Consider the following 19,279-nt stretch of genomic DNA (forward strand, 5'->3'; position numbering starts at 1 on the left):
ACTTTCTCAAAAACGTAAGATTACAGAGGCATTCTGTGTATATAAAAGAGATTGAATTTGTTAATTTTAAGTCTTTCGGAAAAAAAGTAAAGATTCCCTTTTATAACGACTTTACTACAATTTCGGGTCCGAATGGGAGTGGGAAGTCTAACATAATAGACGGGATTCTTTTTGCACTTGGGCTCACAAGTTCAAGGACTCTTCGCGCTGAAAAACTTACCGATCTGATTTACAATGGCGATGCGTCAAAAAAGCCTGATTTCGCTCAGGTTACGATCCGTTTTGACAACTCTGACCATAAGTTACCTCTAGAGCTTGACGAGGTTGAAGTCTCAAGAAAGGTTCGACGGACAAAAAACGGGTATTACAGCTATTTTTATTTCAATGGAAAAGCCGTAAGTCTTGGAGAAATCCATTCCCAGCTTGCAAAAGCCGGGATAACGCCTGAAGGTTACAATGTGGTTATGCAGGGAGATGTAACGCAGATAATCTCCATGACTTCTGTAGAAAGAAGAAAGATTATAGACGAAATCGCAGGGGTCGCAGAATTTGATGAACGCAAGCAAAAGGCTCTTGGTGAACTGGAAGTCGTAAGACAGCAAATCGAGCGCGTAGATATCATCCTTGAAGAGGTACGCACCCAGCTAGGAAAACTGGCAGGAGAACGTGACCAGGCCTTAAAATATCAGGCGCTCAAAGCTGAAAAAGTCAAATTCGAAGGCTATCTTCTCCTTTCCAAACTCAAGGATGCAAGGGCTGAACTGCAGAATGTGGATAAGGAACTTGCAGGTAAAGACGAGCATCTTGAAAAAGTCCAGCTTGTCCTCAACGAGAGAACGCAGGAACTTCAGGCGCTTGAAGAAACCCTGGAAGAGCTTTCGGTTGAAATCCGAAAAAAAGGAGAGGATGAACAGCTTCAGGTTAAGAGGGAGATCGAAGAGACAAAGGGAGAAATTTCTCGCTGCGTAGATAGTATCGAGCTTTCGGAATCCGAACTTGAGGAAGCTGATTCACGGCGCAGAAAATCTTTTGTAGAGATCGATTCCACCAAAGGCAAGGTCAGGGAACTCGATGAAAAAATTGAAGCCGAAAACCTGAGAAAAGAAAGCATTTCTTCAGAGCTTTCCGAGCGCAAAACCGAGCGCATGCTGCTCCAGAGCAGGATTGCGGATGTGGACGCAAAATTTGCTGCTACACGGGATGAGCTCATGGCTGCCAGGAAGAAGCTTGAGGATGTAAAAAACGAGAAAAACGAGTTAATTCGGACCGAAGACCGGCTCCTTGATACTCTCCGGAGAAAATCTTTGGAACTCCGGGAGATAGAAAACCAGATCAGAGACGCTGAAGCTGCAGTTGCTACTTCTGACAGTGACACGCTTTCTGTTAAGTACGAACTTGAAAAGCTTTCCGAAAACCTGGAGTCTCTTATCCGGGACCGTGATGATATCGAAAGCAGCCATTTCAGGATAAAAGAAGATATAAGGAAACTTGAGAACAAACTTCACGGCCTCCAGCAGGAATACACAATCACGGAGGCAAGAGTGCGAGCATCGGAACAGGGCGGAGGCTATTCCAGGGCCGTGGAGATGGTAATAGGGGCTGCAAGGCAGGAGGACCTTTTCGGAATTCATGGGACCATTGCCCAGCTTGGAAGAGTGGACAGGCAATACTCAACAGCTCTGGAGGTTGCTGCAGGAAACCGGATGCAAGCTATTGTTGTTGACACGGACGCCGATGCTGCCGAAGCAATCGAGTACCTGAAGCGGAAAAAAGGAGGTAGAGCAACCTTCCTTCCTCTCAACAAACTGAGAGAGCCCAGGCGGCTTGAAAATCTAGGTTACGAAAACGGAGTAATAGGATACGCAATTGACCTTATTCAGTTTGATTCCGGTTTTGAGTCTGCTTTCTGGTACGTTTTTCAGGATACTCTTGTTATGGAAAACCTTGAAAGTGCCCGCCGCCTCATGGGAAAAGCAAGAATGGTAACCCTTGAAGGCGAACTTCTGGAAAAGAGCGGAGCAATGGTAGGAGGGTCGATATCCTCTAAATCGGGCACTTCTTTTGCGGCTGCAGAAAAAGACAAACTGGTTGAGCTTGCAGAGGAGATCAAATCCCTGGATGCAAGCCGGAATGCAGCAATAAGCAAGCAGGACAGCATTGAAAGCCACCTTTTCGAGCTGAGCAGGAAAATTCGGGACTGTGAAGCTACGATCTCACGAAAAGAGAACCAGCTTGATGAAATCGCAGGCAGGGAAGCAAAACTTGCTGAACTTCTTGAATCAAAGCAGGCCGACCTTAAAGCAATTGAGGAGTCCAGAACCGAACTTGGGACTGAAATGGATAGGGTAACTGCGGAAAAAGCTGATAAAGAAAAAGCCGTATCCGAACTTGAGGGGCAGATCTCAGGACTTGAAGCAAAACTTGCAGATTCTCCTCTGCCTGAAATAAATAAAAAAATAGAATTCATTGACGAGGAACTCCGCAGGCTGGATGGTCGAATCCGGGATACTGAAGCCACATTAAATGCCCTGCAGCTTGAAAAAGAGTATGCTGAACAGAAAATTAACGAAGCAAAGGAACTTATAAAGGAACTTGAGGAAAAGAAAGCTTCAAGAATAGAAAAAGTTAACTCTTTGAAGATAAAAATAAAGGAACTTGAGGAAAAACTTGAGGAGAAGAAAGCCAGGGAGGTCAAGCTTTCGGATGAACTGATAGGGCTTCAGCAAGAACGGGAAAAGGTTCAGACCGAACATAATGCGGTCAAGCGCAGGGTAAGTACTGCCGCAACTACACTTGAAAAGGCGAAGCAGCAGGTACTTACGCTCACAGCTACCAAAAACGCGCTTTTAGATCAGGAAAAGCAGTTTGTCGAAGAAATCTTGAAAAGAGGCATAGAAGAGACTGATGAAGTTCCTAATTACGAAACCGTTTACATGCGGATTCAGGCAATTGATGAAGCCCTAAGAAGGCTCGAACCCGTAAACATGCGAGCAATTGACGAGTACAATGAGGTAGAACTAAGGCTTTCGGATTTGCAGGGAAAGCGAGACACTCTCTTTACCGAGAGAGAGCAGCTCCTTGAGCGCATTGATCAGTATGAGCAGTTAAAACGGGATGCCTTTATGGAAGCCTATACAAGCATTAATGCCAACTTCAAGGAGATTTTCCATGAGCTTTCCGACGGGGTGGGTGAACTCTTGCTTGATGAGCCTGATGACCCTTTTGCAGGAGGAATGACACTTCGGGCGCAGCCCAAAGAGAAAACTCTCCAGAGGATCGAGGCAATGTCCGGAGGGGAAAAAAGCCTTACCGCACTTGCGTTCATTTTCGCAATTCAGCAATACCGTCCTGCTCCCTTCTATGCTTTTGATGAAATTGATATGTTCCTTGACGGCTGGAATGTGGAAAGGGTTTCAAGGCGTGTTAAAACCTCAGGATCAAAAGTCCAGTTTATTGTTGTTTCCTTAAGAAAACCTATGATTCAGGCCGCATCCAGGACAATTGGGGTTACAATGCAGGAAAATAACCTTACCAGCATTACCGGGGTGAGACTTAATGGCTGAACTTACGGATAACGAGGGGGCAGCGCTTGAAGTTCCGCTTCTTCAAGCTAGTACGATTTCTGAATCCGGAGAAAACAACTCTTTTTTTGTGAAATCCGAAATTTATGGGCTGCCAGGTACTCTTTCATGCCTTGGAATTGATTGGAACCTTCTCGATATTTCGGAGTTTGAAACTTCCGAACCTCTGGGTATACTGGTTGAACTTGCGCGGGTAGGAAAAATTGATCCCTGGGATATTGACATAGTACAGCTTACTGACGGTTTCCTGAGAAAGGTGGAAGAGCTAAAGCAGATGGACCTTAGAATTTCTTCAAGGACGCTTCTTTATTCTGCTATACTCCTGCGTATGAAATCTTCGGGAATTCTTGATGTGGAAGAGGAAGAAGTTGATACCTTTGATTCGGATTTTCCTGATGATCCCGATTTCCCTGAGCCTGCAGAGTTTCCTATACCGAAGCTTCCAGTTCGTCGTGTATCCACAAGGCCGGTAACACTCAATGAACTGATTCTTGAACTCAAGAAAGCCGAAAAACACCTCTCAAGAAAAAATGAAAAAAAAGCCAGCCAGGTTTCAGAAGAATCCGATCCTCGCCCCAAGCTTACTACCGGAGATGTCCTGGGCATTGCACATGACGAAGCCATTGGCTCGCGGTTGTCCATTATGTGGGAAAGGCTTGCCGAACTGTTTAATAAGCAATCCGTAGTGGTTTTTTCGAGTATACTGGAAAAAAGCGAAGATAGAATTATGGATTATCTTTCTCTTCTTTTTCTTGCCTCAAGCAGGAAGATCTGGCTTTTCCAGAATGAACTTTTCGAAGAATTATACATCTATCCTGGAGAAGAATCCGGCTTTTCCACCGAGGCAAATCCGTCCCTTTTCCATGAGATGTTAATAATATCAAAACCCGAACTTTCAAAACCTGGTATTAAAGGTTCTTCAGGACCGGACTCACCAGGGGAGATTTCTCAGCATGAAAATCCGGTTAAGAGCCTTAGTTAATGCACATTGATATTTACTTTTGTACTCTGAAAATTACCCTTGTACTTTGAAATTAAACTCTTGTACTTTGAAATTTGTATCATGAAACTAAATTTATAAAGAAAAAATAATATCTTCAAAATTTTGAGAAGGTACTTTAGAATACTTCACTCGGTTTAATTTTCAGAATTTCTAGCCGTTCATTATGTCTTTTTCTTTGAATTGATGCCAAAACCAATTTGATTCTCCTCAATAAAATTTTAAGGATTATATCAAAACCATTTTTCAGGATCAGGAACTTCAATGGTTGTTCATAACGCCAATTCACAGAAACAACTTTTGTTTTTTGGTCAGCTCAACATTAATCTGCTGACTCACAGATTGAGCAGGCACTCTCATAGGTGCTACTGAAGATATAGATCCGCACTTTCGGCAGTAGTAAAACTCATTTGAGCCAAGTACCTGCTTTTTGAGAAGTGTACCACAACGGGCACACTCTAAATAGAATTTAAACATACTATTGTCACCCCAAAGAAAGTTCAAAAATATTACTCCAGGATTATTAGTGGTTCCAGCCTTGCAGTATCTTTTCTTGTCCAGTATCCACACACAGAGCAGTACTGAAAATCCCTGAATGTATCATTTTCAAGCTTGGAGTTACACTTTGGGCATTTTTTCAATAACATTTAGTAATCTCCTGTTTTTTGGGAGGTAGAGTTTGGTTTAAGGTGTTTTTTATTTGGTTTGAAGGTGTGTTTTGGTTTGTGTGCTTTGGTTTGAGGTGTTCTTTGATTTGGTTCGAAAGTGTTTTTTATTTGGTTTGAAGGTGTTTTTTGATTTGGTTTGAAGGTGTTTTTTGATTTGGTTTGAAGGTGTTTTTTATTTGGTTTGAAGGTGTTTTTTGATTTGGTTTGAGGTGTTTTTGATTTGGTTTGAAAGATATGTTTTGGTTAAGTATTCGTTTTTCCATACGTCTGGAAAAAAGATGGAAAGGTGCATTTTAATATAATCCTTTTTTAGCTTCCCGTCTCTTTTCCTTGTTAATTTCCCATCTCACTTTAATCAAGCTTTAAATCCAAAGCTTAAGCTTCGGTGCTGTTATCGGTACAGTTTTCAGGCATTCTTCCGGGGCACATTGGGAAGTTACCTCCGTGCTGCATAGGATTTTGGTCGGGACACATTCCGTGGTCCATTCCATGACCCATTCCCGGCATCCCCTGTGAAGAGGACATGATCTCTTTAAGGTCTTCAAGAGATTCAGCTGCGTTGATATTGTCCATTAGAGTGGTGAGGTCCGTGATTTGGTCGTTGAGTTCTGTGACATTCTCACCGCTATCATCGGTTATGTTTTCACTCTCGCTCACTTTAGCTTGAATGTGTTCAATTTGTTTTTCAATTGAGTCAACAGCCTGAGTCTTCATATGAGTTAATACAACTTCTTGCAGTTCTGTTGCACTTGAAGCTGCACTCACGTTAGTGGATAAGTCTTCAAGATCAGTTATCTGCTCATTGACCATCTCAGTCCTGTTTTCATCAGTAGTGTTTTCCAGCTGCTTGTTAAGCATCTCAGTCATATTTCCTATTGAACTGACAATTTCGGTCTGGACATCAGTGCAATTGTCATCAGTTACGTTTGCGACCTGATCAAGATTGAATAATCCAGGCATTCCACAGGGTCCCTGATTCATTCCACAGGGTCCTCCGTGCTTCCCATCCGGTCCACATCCGTTTGCTTGTGCCTGATTGAGCAGAACTTCTTGAAGCTCTGTGGCGTTGGATGTTTCACTTACATTAGTATAGAAACTTTGAAGGTTAGCAATTTGTTCACTGATAGAATCAAGTATATCGGCCTGAACGTCGGTGAAATTTTCTTCAGTTATGTTTTGTGCAGGAACAAATTTTGGACTGTTTTCTGCAGCATAGGCTCCTGAAGGGAGAATACATAACACCATTAGTACCGTTGCAAAACGGGAAATTGATTTTAATGATTTTGTCATCTTCATATTCTCATCCATTCTTGACTTATTCATGTTCCATTTTTCTTGCAGGCTATCAACCTGCTGACAGCTTTGAAATTAGCTGGCTTAAATATAAGCTTACTTCTCACGATAAAGAGATTAAAGAGAATCATTTTTAGAAAGAAGCTTTATTGTATCTTTTAATTCAAATTAAACCTTAAAAATCAAAATTAAAACTTATCGGAGTTCCTAAATACCGTACATAAAATCCAGGTAAGTGTTAACTTATTTTAAATGTTTTCCGGCGAGTGAATATATTTTAAAGCATAAATATTTTAAAATACAGATAAGTTAAAATATAAATATTTTAAAATAGAAATATTTTGAAACAGAAATAGACTAAGTTTCTGTGGGCAACTCACCCGTGTTAGAAGTACATGAATAGAGAAGTGCATGAATAGTACTCATGCCCACACTTTAAACAGAGAATATCCAATCGTTTTATGCAGATAAACTCAGCGTTAATTTCTTTTTATGCAAGCTTCAAACATTAATTGAACATTTTTAACTATTTCTTCCCAGTCATAGTTTTCAGCTTTCCGCAATGCAGCTTCTGAAGCTTTTTTGTTCTTTGAGGTTTTCCCAATCATTTTTGCCACGGCTTTTGCAATCTCCCTCTCCTCAAGCCCCACAATAAGCCCATCAATTCCATCTTCAACAAGACCCTGTGCAGCATTATACTCTGCTTTAACCGTCACCACAGGCACTCCACAGGCAAAAGCCTCGATAACCACCATTCCGAATCCTTCCCTGCTTGAAGGCTGCACAAGCACCTTTGAAGCCTTGATTTTCCCGATCAATGCCCCATATTCCTGAAAGCCTGCAAACTCGACATTCTCGCAAACCCCACTTCTCTGTGCGAGTTCCAACAGTGCTGCCCTTTCAGGTCCATCCCCAACAATGCAACACCTGAGATCTGGAAAATCGGCTTTAAGAAGAGCTACAGCTTTAATCAGCAGATCAACGTTTTTTTCCTTTATAAGCCGGCCTGCAAAAATGATATCATAAGCTTTATTTTCAGGGCCAACAGGTAATTCTTCCCAGTTGGACTCAATCCCGGAGATTCTTTTAAGATCAATCCCGTTAGGGATAACCGCGATCTTCTCTCCAGGCACCCCGAGTCCCTCAAGTCGATCCTTTGTCCACTTCGAGACCGCAATATTATTTTCTGATAGCTTCGAGACCGCCTTCTCGACCAGCAATCCAAAAATTCCCGCCCTTCCTAAATATTCATACCAGTAATCATCCCATACCTCGTGCCAGGTAAGTACTAAAGGCGCTTTTTTCAGGATTGAAATCGCTTTTACGGTAAAACAGGAAAAATAGGGAAAGACACTCACATCTATAAGGTCAAAATTTTCTTTCTTGAGCTCAGGGAACAGTTTTGCAGCGAAGATTATTGCCTCGGAAATCGAGCGTCTGCCATTGACATACAGGTTTCGAGCTTTACAGACGCCGTGAAGAGTCATGCCTTCATACTCAAAAGTATCTTCTCCTTCCCACCACTTGACTCCGAAAATGTGTACTTCATGTTCTCTGGCCGAGAGCCGCTTTCCCAGTTCATGAATGCGCATTTCTGCGCCGCCCTTGACCCATGGATAAACAGCATCGTACACAAAGGCGATTTTCATTGCACCACTTACCAGTCAGTGTCCACTTCAAGGAGCATTACGCTCAGGACAATTGCCGAAAAAATCATCTGAAGGCCAATAAAGGCAAATACCATTGAAATAACTGCATTTTTCACTTCAGAGAGAGAGCCGTATCCTGAGCTGATCCAGGTGTATACTACTTTTAGCCCTAACAGGAGGCCTGCAATAAGTATAATTGAACCTGCAAACAGTTCTTTTTCAAGAGAATGGTAGTTCAGCCATTTTGCAGTGTTTCCCTTATTATTGGGGTACATACCACGGATAAGGCCATATGTTTTCAAATAGCCGCCAGTAGAGAGCGTCTGTCCTCCGAGGATTAGAAGCATGCAGCCCAAAATAAAGGAATGCAGCCGGTTTTCTGCCACATCTCCGGTAAGAAGGAGAGAACCGGTTATAAGGACTCCAAGGACGAAAACCACAGCTCCGGGCAGAAAAAGAAAGGGTAAAGGGCGGTATAGCATCATAAACCTTATATGCCGCCAGCCGTCCTGAAAAGAACGAAGTTTGGAGGGAGCACGGCGTGAGTAATAGGTTATGGGGACTTCTTTTATTCTTAATCCACATTTCGCAGCTTCAATTACCATCTCGGATGCAAGTTCCATGCCATGAGTTTTAAGGTTCATTTTCTCAAGGGCTTCTTTTGTGAAAGCTCGCATCCCGCAATGAGCGTCCGAAATTTTCGTCCCGAAAAGAAGATTCAGCATTGCCGTCAGGAAAGGGTTGCCTATGTATTGATGCAGCCAGGGCATAGCTCCTTTTTTGATATCGCCTTTAAGCCTGGTACCCATTATGAAATCCGCTTCTCCTGCCATAAGAGGATCCAGAAACTTGTCAAGCTCAAGCAGGTCATAGGTATTGTCAGCATCGGCAATAGCAATATAGTCTCCTTTTGCTTTTGCCAGTCCTTTGAGGTAAGCGTTTCCATAACCTTTTATCGGGCCTATTACCTTTGCACCCATTGAAGCTGCAATCTCCGCAGTCCTGTCTGACGAGTTGTCAGCAATTATTATCTCTCCTTCTATACCATATTTTTCGAATATAGACTGAGCTTTCTCTATGCAAATTCGGATGGTTTCTTCTTCATTCATGGAAGGCATTACGATAGAAAGAGAAGGCATGTCCAGCTTATAAAGCATTATAGCCTAATAACTATTTTGATACGTATTATTTCTCAAGAATTTGTAGTCTTCTTTAATTCTTAAAGTATTTTCAACAGAATTAAAAACAAGGCAGGAAATCGGATCAGAAGATCACGAGTACAGGAGTAGGAAAAGAAACTCAACTCTTGCTAACAAGCTATATAAGGCATCAGAAAACTATTTTTAAGAAGGGAACCGGATTTTTCCGGGAATTATCAATCAATTTCATGAAGGTTAAAACGCTCTAATTATATTGGTTTTAAAGGGGATTCGAATGGTTAAGATAAACGTGATATTCCATAGTATTCATGGCCACATTTACAAAATGGCAGAAGCTATAGCTGAAGGAGCGAGAGACGTCGAAGGAGCTGAAGTGGAGATTTATCAGGTGCCTGAAACCCTGCCTTACGAAGTTCTGGAAAAAATGGGGGCAATCGAAACAAAAAATCTTTTTGCTCATATTCCTGTAGTGACCAGGAGCATGTATGAAGATGTATTCGCAGGAGCAGATGCCCTAATTTTTGGGACACCTACACGTTATGGAAATATGTCAGCTCAGATGCGTACAGTTTTTGACGGACTTGGGGGACTCTGGAGTAGAGACGCTCTTGTTGGAAAGGTAGGAAGTGTCTTTACTTCAAGTGGAACACAGCATGGAGGCCAGGAATCTACAATCCTCACAACGCATGTTACCCTTCTTCATCTCGGAATGATTATTGTCGGGCTCCCGTATTCAGAAAAACGTCAAAGAAAGATGGATGAAATAACAGGCGGCAGCCCATACGGAGCTTCAACGATTGCAGGAGCGGACGAAAACCGCGAGCCTTCTGAAAATGAACTTGCAATGGCCCGCTATCAGGGAAGATATGTAACTCAGATTGCAAAAAAACTCGCTGGAAAATAAAAGGAACATAAAAATAAAAAGATTGGAAAACGTTTTCCATTTAAGGATGTTCTCCGCATTTTTAATTTTTTTCACTTATAAATGCTCACCCAAGACTCGGGAATGTCATGCCTCTGTATTCAACTTTACTTTGAGCTTTTATCAGGCACGCCAGAGTACAGTAAGTTGCTTTTTTCTCGGCCTTTTTAAGGACAAAGAATTCTTTCCCACATATAGGGCATGTTTTTTTTACGTAAGACATTGGAAACACTTATTCTCAGTAGTGAGTGATTTTTATATATTCGTTTTTAAGACATTTAATAAGATAGCACAATAAAATATAAACTTTCTTATTAAGCTTGTATATATCTTTTATAAGAAATTAAAATCCCTTTACTGGACGGGTTAAGATGTCTTTATTAATATTATTGTACAAAAGGACATTTATATTAAAAGACTGTCTTAAAATTAACTAATCTTTAGAATCAGGTATAAATACTGTACTAAAAATAAACTGAAAATTGCAAATGGGGGATAACCAGAGACGTATGCAGCAATTTTAGGTCAGCTTGCCAAATCCTTAGAAACTAAAGAAGTTCCTGGTAATAAGAAAAAATAACTTTCAAATCTGACAAAATAAGGCAACTATACCCTTTTTGCCAGATTTGGTTTTGTTCTACCGTAAATATTTATATTGGTTTATGGAAATAACCAGAAATATAGGGTTTAGTAGATTCAATATATCTTTTTTCTTCTTTTTTGCTTTAATTTGTGTTAATTTTTTGCTCAAATTTTTATGTAAGCTTTACTCGATATAACTATAATCATTTCCGTACTTGGCTACAATTGACTATGTTTTATCTTCTTCTATAGAGTGACACTCCAAGAAGGCCGATGACTCCATAAATCATTTCGAATCCAGGCGACTTTGTGCTTTCATTTCCAGAAGCATTTGAGCTTTGTGTCTGCTCAGGTGTCTGTTCAGTCTCTGCTGCTGTACTTTCGTTATCCTGTTCAAGGTCCTGAGTTTCAGGTTCGGACGGTGTCTCATTCACAGCTTCTGTTACATTACTTTGAAGTTCAGGAGAAACACTTACGTTGTCGCTAACGTTTGTTGCTGTACTATTTTGCTCAATATCAGTAGATTCAGACTCTGTTCCATTCACATGTATTATTTCACTGGAAGTGCTGACGTTCTCACTACTGATGCCGATACTGCCGCTGCTACTACTGTGGTGGTGGTGGCTGCTACTGCTGCTACTGCTGCTACTGCTGCTACTGCCGCTGTCGCTGTCGCTTTCGTCGTTAGCAATAGCTTCTTCCGTTACGTTTACTACATTATCTTTTGAGACAGATCCAGCTTCATTACTTGCCGTGAGTGTTACTGTATAGTTTCCTGCTGCGGAATAAGTATGGGTTGGGTTCTCATTGGTTGAGTTCTCTCCGTCTCCAAAGTCCCAGTTCCATTCGGTTGCATTTTGGGATAAGTCTGTAAACTCCACAGATCCACTTGAATTATCTGCACTAAAATCAACTATAGGAAGACCACTTTGTACAGTTATGTCTTGAGTTTTTGAGCTCCAGCCCTGTCCGTTGCTTACAACAAGGATAACAGTATAGTTTCCTGTTGTAGTGTAGTTATGCGTGGGGTTCCTCTCTTTGGAAGTTTGTCCGTCCCCAAACTTCCAGAACCAGGAAGTTGCACCTGTAGTGTTGTCAGTAAATGATACATTCAGGGGAGCATTTCCAGATGTGGGCGATGCAGAGAAATCAACAACTGGCGCCTTTGAACTATCTTTGCTGGCAGTTATATAGGCTATCTTTGTAAGTGTGTCATTTCCTTCAGGTCCCCATACTATCAGCGTAACGTTATAAACGCCAAGCTTTTTAATATTATGATGGGTTGTTAATTCTGAAGCGCTGTAAGTGGTAGCCCCTGTTTCTACGTTTTCAAATATCCACTTCCAATTAGTAACATTTCCAGTGATATCACCCGTGAGCCTGGTAAGTAAAGTAACATTCCCATTTGTGACGTTAGAGGAAAAATCATTAATTGTTACATTGCCTGCTGCTAAAGCCGTGGGCATTAGAAGTATAACCAGTACTAATAAAACCATAGGCAAGAAAATTTTTTTCATATCGAGTTCTCCTCAGGACTAGTGCACTTAATGTGCAAAATAAAGCAAGAGCAAATTTACCCTGAACATCAGGGTTCATGCAGCTTGAAGATTTATGCTGTTTATTTTTAGCTCAGTTGCTCAAGTCCCATTTTTTTCGATTGTTTGCCGGCTATCCGCCGTTTAACAGTCCCAAAATCGACTGACTTATATATAAAGCTATTTTTCAGAGTCCTCAAAAAAGAATTTATTTTTTAGGGGATATTCAGCCTGATATGACAAATTAATTTATTATTACGAGTTTTTCAATTAAATTAAAAACAACAATTATTTTATTCATTATTTAATACATTAATTAAACTTTAATTTAAATTTGGAGCTATATTATATCCTATTTTAACGCAAAAATTAAATATATTAGAAAAACAGATTCAAGAGCCACAATTATAAAAAAACAAAGCTAAATATATAAAACTTTTATTTATTTCTAATTTTATTTTCAAGCTTCATAGGGTTCAACTTCTTTAAACTAGAACCTTAAAGGTGTAGTCTTGAAAGATGAACTTTTAATATATAATTATTAACAAAAATAAACAAAATAGATCCTTATTTTAAATTATTAATTCAAAGGCACCTACTATTCTGTAAAAACTTAAACAAGTAACTTTCTAATTAATATTACATTTTGATAACAGTAAATCTTCCACCAACTCATGTTATAGTAGTTCATCGGAAGTGGCAGCTCCTACCAATGAATTGACGGGCATCTACGGAATTTCAACCGATGCCATACTGCCCCAGGGCAATTGTTCTTCCGGTTCTCGCCATCAACGTTCAAACTTTTACCTGCAGAACTACTCTGCAAAACTACTCTGTAGAACTACTCTGTAGAACTACTCTGTAGAACTACTCTGTAGAACTTTATAGTTTAAGTCCAGTAGCAAAGTTAAGCGGCTCTTGTAGCATTTCCAGCTTCCAAGATAAAACTTAATAATATATATAAGACTTTATATAAAACTTCATATAAAACTTTATGTATTATTTAATATTATTAATATTTTATTTGAGTTAAAAACGTGATGTTGAGGCCGATTGTACCTTCATCCCACATTTGAAACCGCGGGGATTCTTCTTCGATGTTCCAAATTTATTATTTGCAGTCAGCAAAAAGACTAGAAGGATACATGTTTGATAATGTATCTTTTTGGTATTATCCTGGTCATTTATAACTATAAATGAGCAAGACATTTTAAGGCTAAATGCGCAAAATACAAAGCTAAAATCCGGTTATTATTAAAATGTTCTGTACTAAACTATTTGAGGTATACATTCATTTTTCATGACGGATTATATTCAAAAAAGATAATTCAATCGGGTTGGGTCACTATATTTTGGGAACCTGAGTTGAAGCTTAAATGTCCGAGTTATATTATTTGTAGGGTCATGAAAATTTAAAAAAGCAGGGGGACCTGGGATTAGGCCGCTAATTTTTGGAAATGGAAGAATCCTGATCTGCGAAGACGAAAAAGGAACTATAAGGGATATCTATTTTCCATATGTAGGACTCGAGAATCACGGAAACTCTATAAAGGTTGGCATATGCGATCTTGATTCCCTTTATTGCAGCTGGCTTGAAAACTGGAAGATTAGACAGAGGTATAAATCCGAGTTTAAGGAGGAGTTCTGTAAGCGTATCCTTGAAACCTCAAGAGAGAACAGGGAAAGCGTAAGAAGAAAAAAAGAGATTTTGGAAGGCAACCATGAAGTTCCCGAGGCCTGCATGGGAGTTGTCTCTAATATAGGGGAAACAGTTTTCGAAAATCCGGAAATCGGACTCAGAATCACTGTCTGGGAAACTGTCCACCCCTCTGTAAATATTTTTTACAGGACTTTTAAGGTCACCAATACCTCTAATAAGCCCAAACATTTGCGCCTTTTCTCAAACCAGAATTATCGAATTCTTGAGACAAAAATCGGAGAAACGGCTGTAATCGATAAACATACGCTTATCCATTACAAGCGCGACCGTTATTTCCTGCATGCAAGTGACCCTGCATTTGACCAGTATGCAGTTGGAACTGCAGAGTGGAGAGGGCTTGAAGGCACCTGGAGAGACATGGAAAGCGATGCCTCTCTTAGTGGAAATCCTGTAGCGCACGGCTCGGTAGATTCTACCCTTGGCTGGACCCTTCCCGAACTGAAGCCAGGAGAATCGACAAGGTTACATTACTGGATAGTTCTCGGAAAAAAGTACTGCAGCGTGCTTCAGGTTCATAAACAGGAAAAGGAAGCCGGAAGAAAAACCCTTTTCCATCATAGCTTCAATTTCTGGAACTCTTTCATTGAGAGAGTATCCGTCCTTCCGGAATATTCCCGGATGCCTCAACTCCCGCAGAGCGTCTTAAAATGCTTTTACAGGAGCCTTCTTGCAGTTGTCGCCCACATGGATATCACGGGCTCGATAATTGCGTCCTGTGATTCGGATATAAAGCAATTTGGAGCAGATCTTTATACCTATTGCTGGCCAAGAGATGCAGCCTGGATCTGCCTTGCGCTCGACAGGGCGCGGTATCACCACCTTACTTTTGAAACTTTCGAATTTTTCTCAAAAACCATTACCCCTAGAGGAAACTTCCTTCACAAGTACACGCCTGCCGGAGACTTCGGGAGCACATGGCATCCTGTCCCTATGATTCAGATCGATGAGACAGGGCTTCCTCTTTATGCCCTATATAACAACTGGGAAATTGCAAAGAGTGTCTGGACCACAGGCAGGTATTACAGAAGGCTTGTGATTCCCACAGCTAACTATCTTATAAAAGCCATTGACACGAAAACAGGCCTTCCAATTTCGAGTTTTGACCTATGGGAAGAACGAAAAGGCATACACACCTACAGCGCATGTACTGTCTATGCCGGCCTCAAAGGAGCCTATGAACTCTCCCGCTCTCTTGGCGATTATGACAATGTAAACATCTGGAAGGAAGCTGCAGACCTTATTCGCAAGTCTATTCTGGAGAAACTTTACGACAACCGACTACAACGTTTCCGCCGTTCGCTTGACGACCCTACTCTTGATTCCTCAATTTTTGCAGTCTGGTACTTCGGGATTCTCCCACCCGATGACCCAAGGATCATCCGGACAATGGAAGCTATCGAATGCGAACTTAAACGCTCCTCAGGCGGGATTGCCAGGTATCTTCACGACACTTATTTTGGCTATATGAACAGCTGGATTATCTGCACTCTCTGGCTCTCACAGTGGCATTCAGCAGTCGGCAACCTAGACCGAGCTCTCGAACTCCTAAAATGGTGCGCAGCTCACGCCCACCCCACAGGCCTCCTATCCGAACAGATTGATGACAGAGGTAACCCTGTATCCGTCCTCCCCCTGGCCTGGTCCCACTCAACATACGTCCTCGCAGTCCTCGAATACCTGCAAGCCCTTGAGAAAAAAGAAGGTAGTTTCTGCAATTGTCCAGAAAAATAAAAAAGATAAACGATTTTCCTGAAAAACCCTCTGATAACTTAAATATGTATTTTTGAAATTTTCCAAAATTTTTAGCCTTAAAATTTTTAGCTTTTTGCCTTCTATTTGCCAATTAACATAACATACATGATTATCATACTTTTGCTACAGTTGATATCAATCATACTGCTGCCAATCTTGCTATTTCTAAACATTAATCCCATCCCTTTGAACTGGATAAGCATCATTAGTTGACTTGGTATGTTCTCTTCTATTTTTACCCATAATAAAATGATAAATCTTTGGTTGCAGCATTGGTGTACCACCAAGTAATGGCAGACCAGTAGATATGATTATAAGCTCCTTTCACAGAAGTTAAACTTTTTTTGGTTCAGTTGTAAAAACCTAATTTTTCAGGATATTTTGGAATACAAACCTTTTGACATAAAATATTCGTATACTGCCTATACAAATCCAAATGTTACATTCTATCAGAGAATACGCTTGTTTCCTTTAATAAATCCATCCAATATCAAAAAAGCATAAGAAACACTGAGACAGTTTTCTCAATGTCTCTGGATAACGAAAAAGGCCATAGTTTATATTTTATAGGACTTACACACTTGAGGAACAGAATCCATTAAGACAAAGCCTGCGGATCAAAGTCGTATTTTAACCCGCAAATGTTCTGATGCTATTGATCTTCAGTCCAACTGCATAAGTCCTATTTTATAAATATATTCATAAAACTTACAAGAGTTCCAAAATGAAAGAATTTCCAAATAAGACAAGTGAAGATGTAAACAAACAGTTTAAATAATATCGAACATTTACAGTACTTCTATTTGCTGGGATCGGTTTTCCTTTCAATGTCTTAACATATTTTTAATAATTAAATGCAGTAGTTATTATCAAAATACTGTATTTTTCATATTATCTCAATTGACATTCACTGATATAAATTTTAGTCAAACAATACTAAAGTATTTTTATGAAAAACAACTGTATACTAATAAATGAAAGAAAAGTATCCGGTTTCAGGATTTACAAGGGACAAGGAAGCCATTTATGTAAATGGAATCCGTATCTTTGTTCCTGTAGAACATGATAAGTTTAAGGCAGGAATTCCAAAAAAGAGACATAAAACTCTTTTTGAGCTATCAACAATCACTGGCATGAGGTATGCTGAAATTCAAAGGCTATACGATCATCCTGAATGGTACTCTGAGAGCAGGAACCAAATTCGTCTTAATGAAGATGCACAGAAGAAAGTGAAACGAAAAGCGAAGGAGAGAACCATTGATTTGTTGCCCTCAACTTTTCCCTATATTCTTGATCAATTTTTTAACTGGCCTGCTCCTCCAGATATTGACACCTGGAACCAAGACCTTAAAAGATGGGCTGTTAAAACTGATTTTAATCCATTTGGAATCTCAGCAAAAACTACTAGAAAAAGTATTGAATCTTGGATGCTAAGTTCAGGAGTACCGCCTTTTAAAGTTTACCAAAGACAGGGACACGATCCTCAGACATCTCTTTATCATTATCAAGGACTCAGCTTTACGGATATAGAGATGCACCAGATAAAAAAAAGATTAATGGAATGGGGTATCCTTAAAACAGATACTTAAAAAGAATTATAGTCTAAATGGTCTAAAATTTTATAATATTAGCTCTTTAATCAACTGCCTAAGTTATATTTATAGAAATCATTTTTAATTTTCTGTAAATTCAAAGTCAAATTTTAGGCTTGGAATACATACGGAAAAAGGATACTAAATAACATTTAAGAAGACAACAACTAAAAAAGTCATAGTTTGATGAGATGTGAGATTATAAAGTTATTGTCTTTTAATTAACTTAATCTACTTATCTGATATTGGTTTTGTACGATCTTGTAGATAAATGTAGTAGTTTTCCTATAAAACTACTGTATTTTCAGCTTTTATCTTGACATATATTTCTTAATAATAGTTTTATCCAACCAATAATACAGTAGTTTTAAGTAAATAACTTTCTATAACTATATAAATATAGAAATACATAAATTGAATTAAAATTTTTTGATTGATAGGGTAATTAAAATAGTCACAGTTCATGACTCCCACATTCGACAGGTCGACATAATAATCCATTTAATTATTTTATTGATATCGTTTTGTGTCAAAACTTTTATAATTTTATTTAAATTAAAAATTACTATATGTTAACCATAACATGAGCCTATCCCAAAAGCTCATTTACTCTAATTATTCTGCTACCTCACTTTCCGCAGATGTCTGATAAATTTCACTATTTTTTTCGATATTGTTTTTTCCAACATTTCTTTTTATTATTTTTAATTGTATTTTTTTCATTTACTCATTCATTTAAAACTTATATATACAGTAAAGTTTTTCCTTCTTGTTTTTTGGTAGTAACAATTGAGATCCCAGATAATCTCAATACTAAATTTTTAGAAATATCTCCAAAAACGATAGCATAAAAAGCATTCATTTCAAGAGGACATCTGCGGAAAGACAGTTTAAAAGTAAAATTTAAATATAATATATTATATACTGTTACAAAGGTTCTGTAAAATCACAATTGGAACTAAACTGAGAAAACGCAGAAGGTTTCAATAAACCTCTATGTATACTCAAATATTCTTAAAAAGTTACTGCAAGAATTAGCATAAATAAGACTAAAGTGGAGGGACTTTATGAAAATCGATGTAGAAAATGGTAATTATGGTCTACGAAGTAGATCTGCAAACAGGCTACGCAGCATAATAAAAATTTATTGTGCACTATAAATGAGACTAAAATTCAAATGGTTTTAATACAGTTATTTTCTTAATAATACTGTATTTTTACATTAAATATTTTATTTCAATGACAAAAATGCCTAAGAATCTATAGAATAACCAGTAGTTTTATAGGAAAACTACTACATTTATCTACAAGATCGTACAAAACCAATATCAGATAAGTAGATTAAGTTAATTAAAAGACAATAACTTTATAATCTCACATCTCATCAAACTATGACTTTTTTAGTTGTTGTCTTCTTAAATGTTATTTAGTATCCTTTTTCCGTATGTATTCCAAGCCTAAAATTTGACTTTGAATTTACAGAAAATTAAAAATGATTTCTATAAATATAACTTAGGCAGTTGATTAAAGAGCTAATATTATAAAATTTTAGACCATTTAGACTATAATTCTTTTTAAGTATCTGTTTTAAGGATACCCCATTCCATTAATCTTTTTTTTATCTGGTGCATCTCTATATCCGTAAAGCTGAGTCCTTGATAATGATAAAGAGATGTCTGAGGATCGTGTCCCTGTCTTTGGTAAACTTTAAAAGGCGGTACTCCTGAACTTAGCATCCAAGATTCAATACTTTTTCTAGTAGTTTTTGCTGAGATTCCAAATGGATTAAAATCAGTTTTAACAGCCCATCTTTTAAGGTCTTGGT

General features: G+C 38.9%; 12 protein-coding genes and 1 pseudogene. 5 read left to right on the forward strand and 8 right to left on the reverse strand.

The genetic code is table 11. The annotated features are described in order from the left end of the window. The first annotated feature begins 35 nt into the window (after window positions 1-35). Together smc and FXW07_RS13610 are read left to right on the forward strand one after the other, a co-directional pair. Entirely contained in the window at window positions 36-3,563 is a 3,528-nt protein-coding gene (gene smc, locus FXW07_RS13605) for a chromosome segregation protein SMC (RefSeq protein WP_229395911.1), read from the forward strand. After that, complete coding sequence (locus tag FXW07_RS13610) at window positions 3,556-4,563, forward strand: ScpA family protein (RefSeq protein WP_229395912.1); 1,008 nt, start codon at window positions 3,556-3,558, stop codon at window positions 4,561-4,563. Before smc ends, FXW07_RS13610 begins: the two co-directional genes overlap by 8 nt. A 303-nt stretch (window positions 4,564-4,866) precedes the next feature. On the opposite strand, the gene FXW07_RS13615 is transcribed toward FXW07_RS13610, so the two are convergent. The 5 genes from FXW07_RS13615 to FXW07_RS13635 form a co-directional block, all read right to left on the reverse strand. After that, the gene (locus FXW07_RS13615; RefSeq protein WP_229395913.1) at window positions 4,867-5,058 is read right to left on the reverse strand and encodes a hypothetical protein; all 192 of its coding nucleotides are present in this window, start codon (window positions 5,056-5,058) and stop codon (window positions 4,867-4,869) included. A gap of 32 nt (window positions 5,059-5,090) precedes the next feature. Then, window positions 5,091-5,228: a hypothetical protein gene (locus FXW07_RS13620; protein WP_229395914.1), complete on the reverse strand. Its 138-nt coding sequence runs from the start codon at window positions 5,226-5,228 to the stop codon at window positions 5,091-5,093. A 396-nt stretch (window positions 5,229-5,624) separates the two neighbouring features. Beyond that, the gene (locus tag FXW07_RS13625) at window positions 5,625-6,539 is read right to left on the reverse strand and encodes a hypothetical protein (protein ID WP_229395915.1); all 915 of its coding nucleotides are present in this window, start codon (window positions 6,537-6,539) and stop codon (window positions 5,625-5,627) included. A gap of 482 nt (window positions 6,540-7,021) precedes the next feature. Further along, window positions 7,022-8,191, reverse strand: coding sequence for a glycosyltransferase family 4 protein (locus FXW07_RS13630; RefSeq protein WP_229395916.1), 1,170 nt, complete (start codon window positions 8,189-8,191; stop codon window positions 7,022-7,024). Between the two features lie 8 nt (window positions 8,192-8,199). Continuing rightward, window positions 8,200-9,330 (reverse strand): glycosyltransferase family 2 protein, encoded by a 1,131-nt coding sequence (locus FXW07_RS13635; protein ID WP_255679072.1) that lies wholly within the window; start codon window positions 9,328-9,330, stop codon window positions 8,200-8,202. A gap of 295 nt (window positions 9,331-9,625) precedes the next feature. Between FXW07_RS13635 and wrbA the strand changes: the two genes are divergently transcribed. Then, a complete protein-coding gene (gene wrbA / locus FXW07_RS13640) occupies window positions 9,626-10,255 on the forward strand; it encodes an NAD(P)H:quinone oxidoreductase type IV (RefSeq protein ID WP_229395918.1) in 630 nt (209 codons plus the stop codon). An 85-nt stretch (window positions 10,256-10,340) separates the two neighbouring features. On the opposite strand, the gene FXW07_RS13645 is transcribed toward wrbA, so the two are convergent. Both FXW07_RS13645 and FXW07_RS13650 read right to left on the reverse strand, forming a co-directional pair. After that, window positions 10,341-10,496 carry a hypothetical protein gene (locus FXW07_RS13645; RefSeq protein ID WP_229395919.1) on the reverse strand — a complete coding sequence of 52 codons (156 nt, stop codon included), beginning with the start codon at window positions 10,494-10,496 and terminating at the stop codon, window positions 10,341-10,343. 595 nt (window positions 10,497-11,091) lie between these two features. After that, entirely contained in the window at window positions 11,092-12,372 is a 1,281-nt protein-coding gene (locus FXW07_RS13650; protein WP_229395920.1) for a PKD domain-containing protein, read from the reverse strand. 1,726 nt (window positions 12,373-14,098) lie between these two features. On the opposite strand from FXW07_RS13650, the gene FXW07_RS13655 reads away from it, so the two are divergent. Continuing rightward, window positions 14,099-15,841: a glycoside hydrolase family 15 protein gene (locus FXW07_RS13655; protein WP_229395921.1), complete on the forward strand. Its 1,743-nt coding sequence runs from the start codon at window positions 14,099-14,101 to the stop codon at window positions 15,839-15,841. A 995-nt stretch (window positions 15,842-16,836) separates the two neighbouring features. Beyond that, on the forward strand, window positions 16,837-17,451 hold the full coding sequence (locus FXW07_RS13660) for a site-specific integrase (RefSeq protein WP_229395922.1): 615 nt from the start codon (window positions 16,837-16,839) through the stop codon (window positions 17,449-17,451). Between the two features lie 1,577 nt (window positions 17,452-19,028). Here FXW07_RS13660 and FXW07_RS13665 read toward each other — a convergent pair. Beyond that, window positions 19,029-19,279 (reverse strand): annotated as a pseudogene (locus FXW07_RS13665) (site-specific integrase); the annotation flags it as partial.

This window comes from Methanosarcina sp. DH1, assembly GCF_020804205.1.
Classification (GTDB): domain Archaea; phylum Halobacteriota; class Methanosarcinia; order Methanosarcinales; family Methanosarcinaceae; genus Methanosarcina; species Methanosarcina vacuolata.

What these genes read in the sequence shown, in the direction of transcription:
- FXW07_RS13610 (WP_229395912.1), top strand. Translation starts at nt 3,556, where the DNA reads ATGGCTGAACTTACGGATAACGAGGGGGCAGCGCTTGAAGTTCCGCTT.
- FXW07_RS13615 (WP_229395913.1), bottom strand. Translation starts at nt 5,058, where the DNA reads ATGTTTAAATTCTATTTAGAGTGTGCCCGTTGTGGTACACTTCTCAAA.
- FXW07_RS13620 (WP_229395914.1), bottom strand. Translation starts at nt 5,228, where the DNA reads ATGTTATTGAAAAAATGCCCAAAGTGTAACTCCAAGCTTGAAAATGAT.
- FXW07_RS13625 (WP_229395915.1), bottom strand. Translation starts at nt 6,539, where the DNA reads ATGACAAAATCATTAAAATCAATTTCCCGTTTTGCAACGGTACTAATG.
- FXW07_RS13630 (WP_229395916.1), bottom strand. Translation starts at nt 8,191, where the DNA reads ATGAAAATCGCCTTTGTGTACGATGCTGTTTATCCATGGGTCAAGGGC.
- FXW07_RS13635 (WP_255679072.1), bottom strand. Translation starts at nt 9,330, where the DNA reads ATGCCTTCTCTTTCTATCGTAATGCCTTCCATGAATGAAGAAGAAACC.
- wrbA (WP_229395918.1), top strand. Translation starts at nt 9,626, where the DNA reads ATGGTTAAGATAAACGTGATATTCCATAGTATTCATGGCCACATTTAC.
- FXW07_RS13645 (WP_229395919.1), bottom strand. Translation starts at nt 10,496, where the DNA reads ATGTCTTACGTAAAAAAAACATGCCCTATATGTGGGAAAGAATTCTTT.
- FXW07_RS13650 (WP_229395920.1), bottom strand. Translation starts at nt 12,372, where the DNA reads ATGAAAAAAATTTTCTTGCCTATGGTTTTATTAGTACTGGTTATACTT.
- FXW07_RS13660 (WP_229395922.1), top strand. Translation starts at nt 16,837, where the DNA reads ATGAAAGAAAAGTATCCGGTTTCAGGATTTACAAGGGACAAGGAAGCC.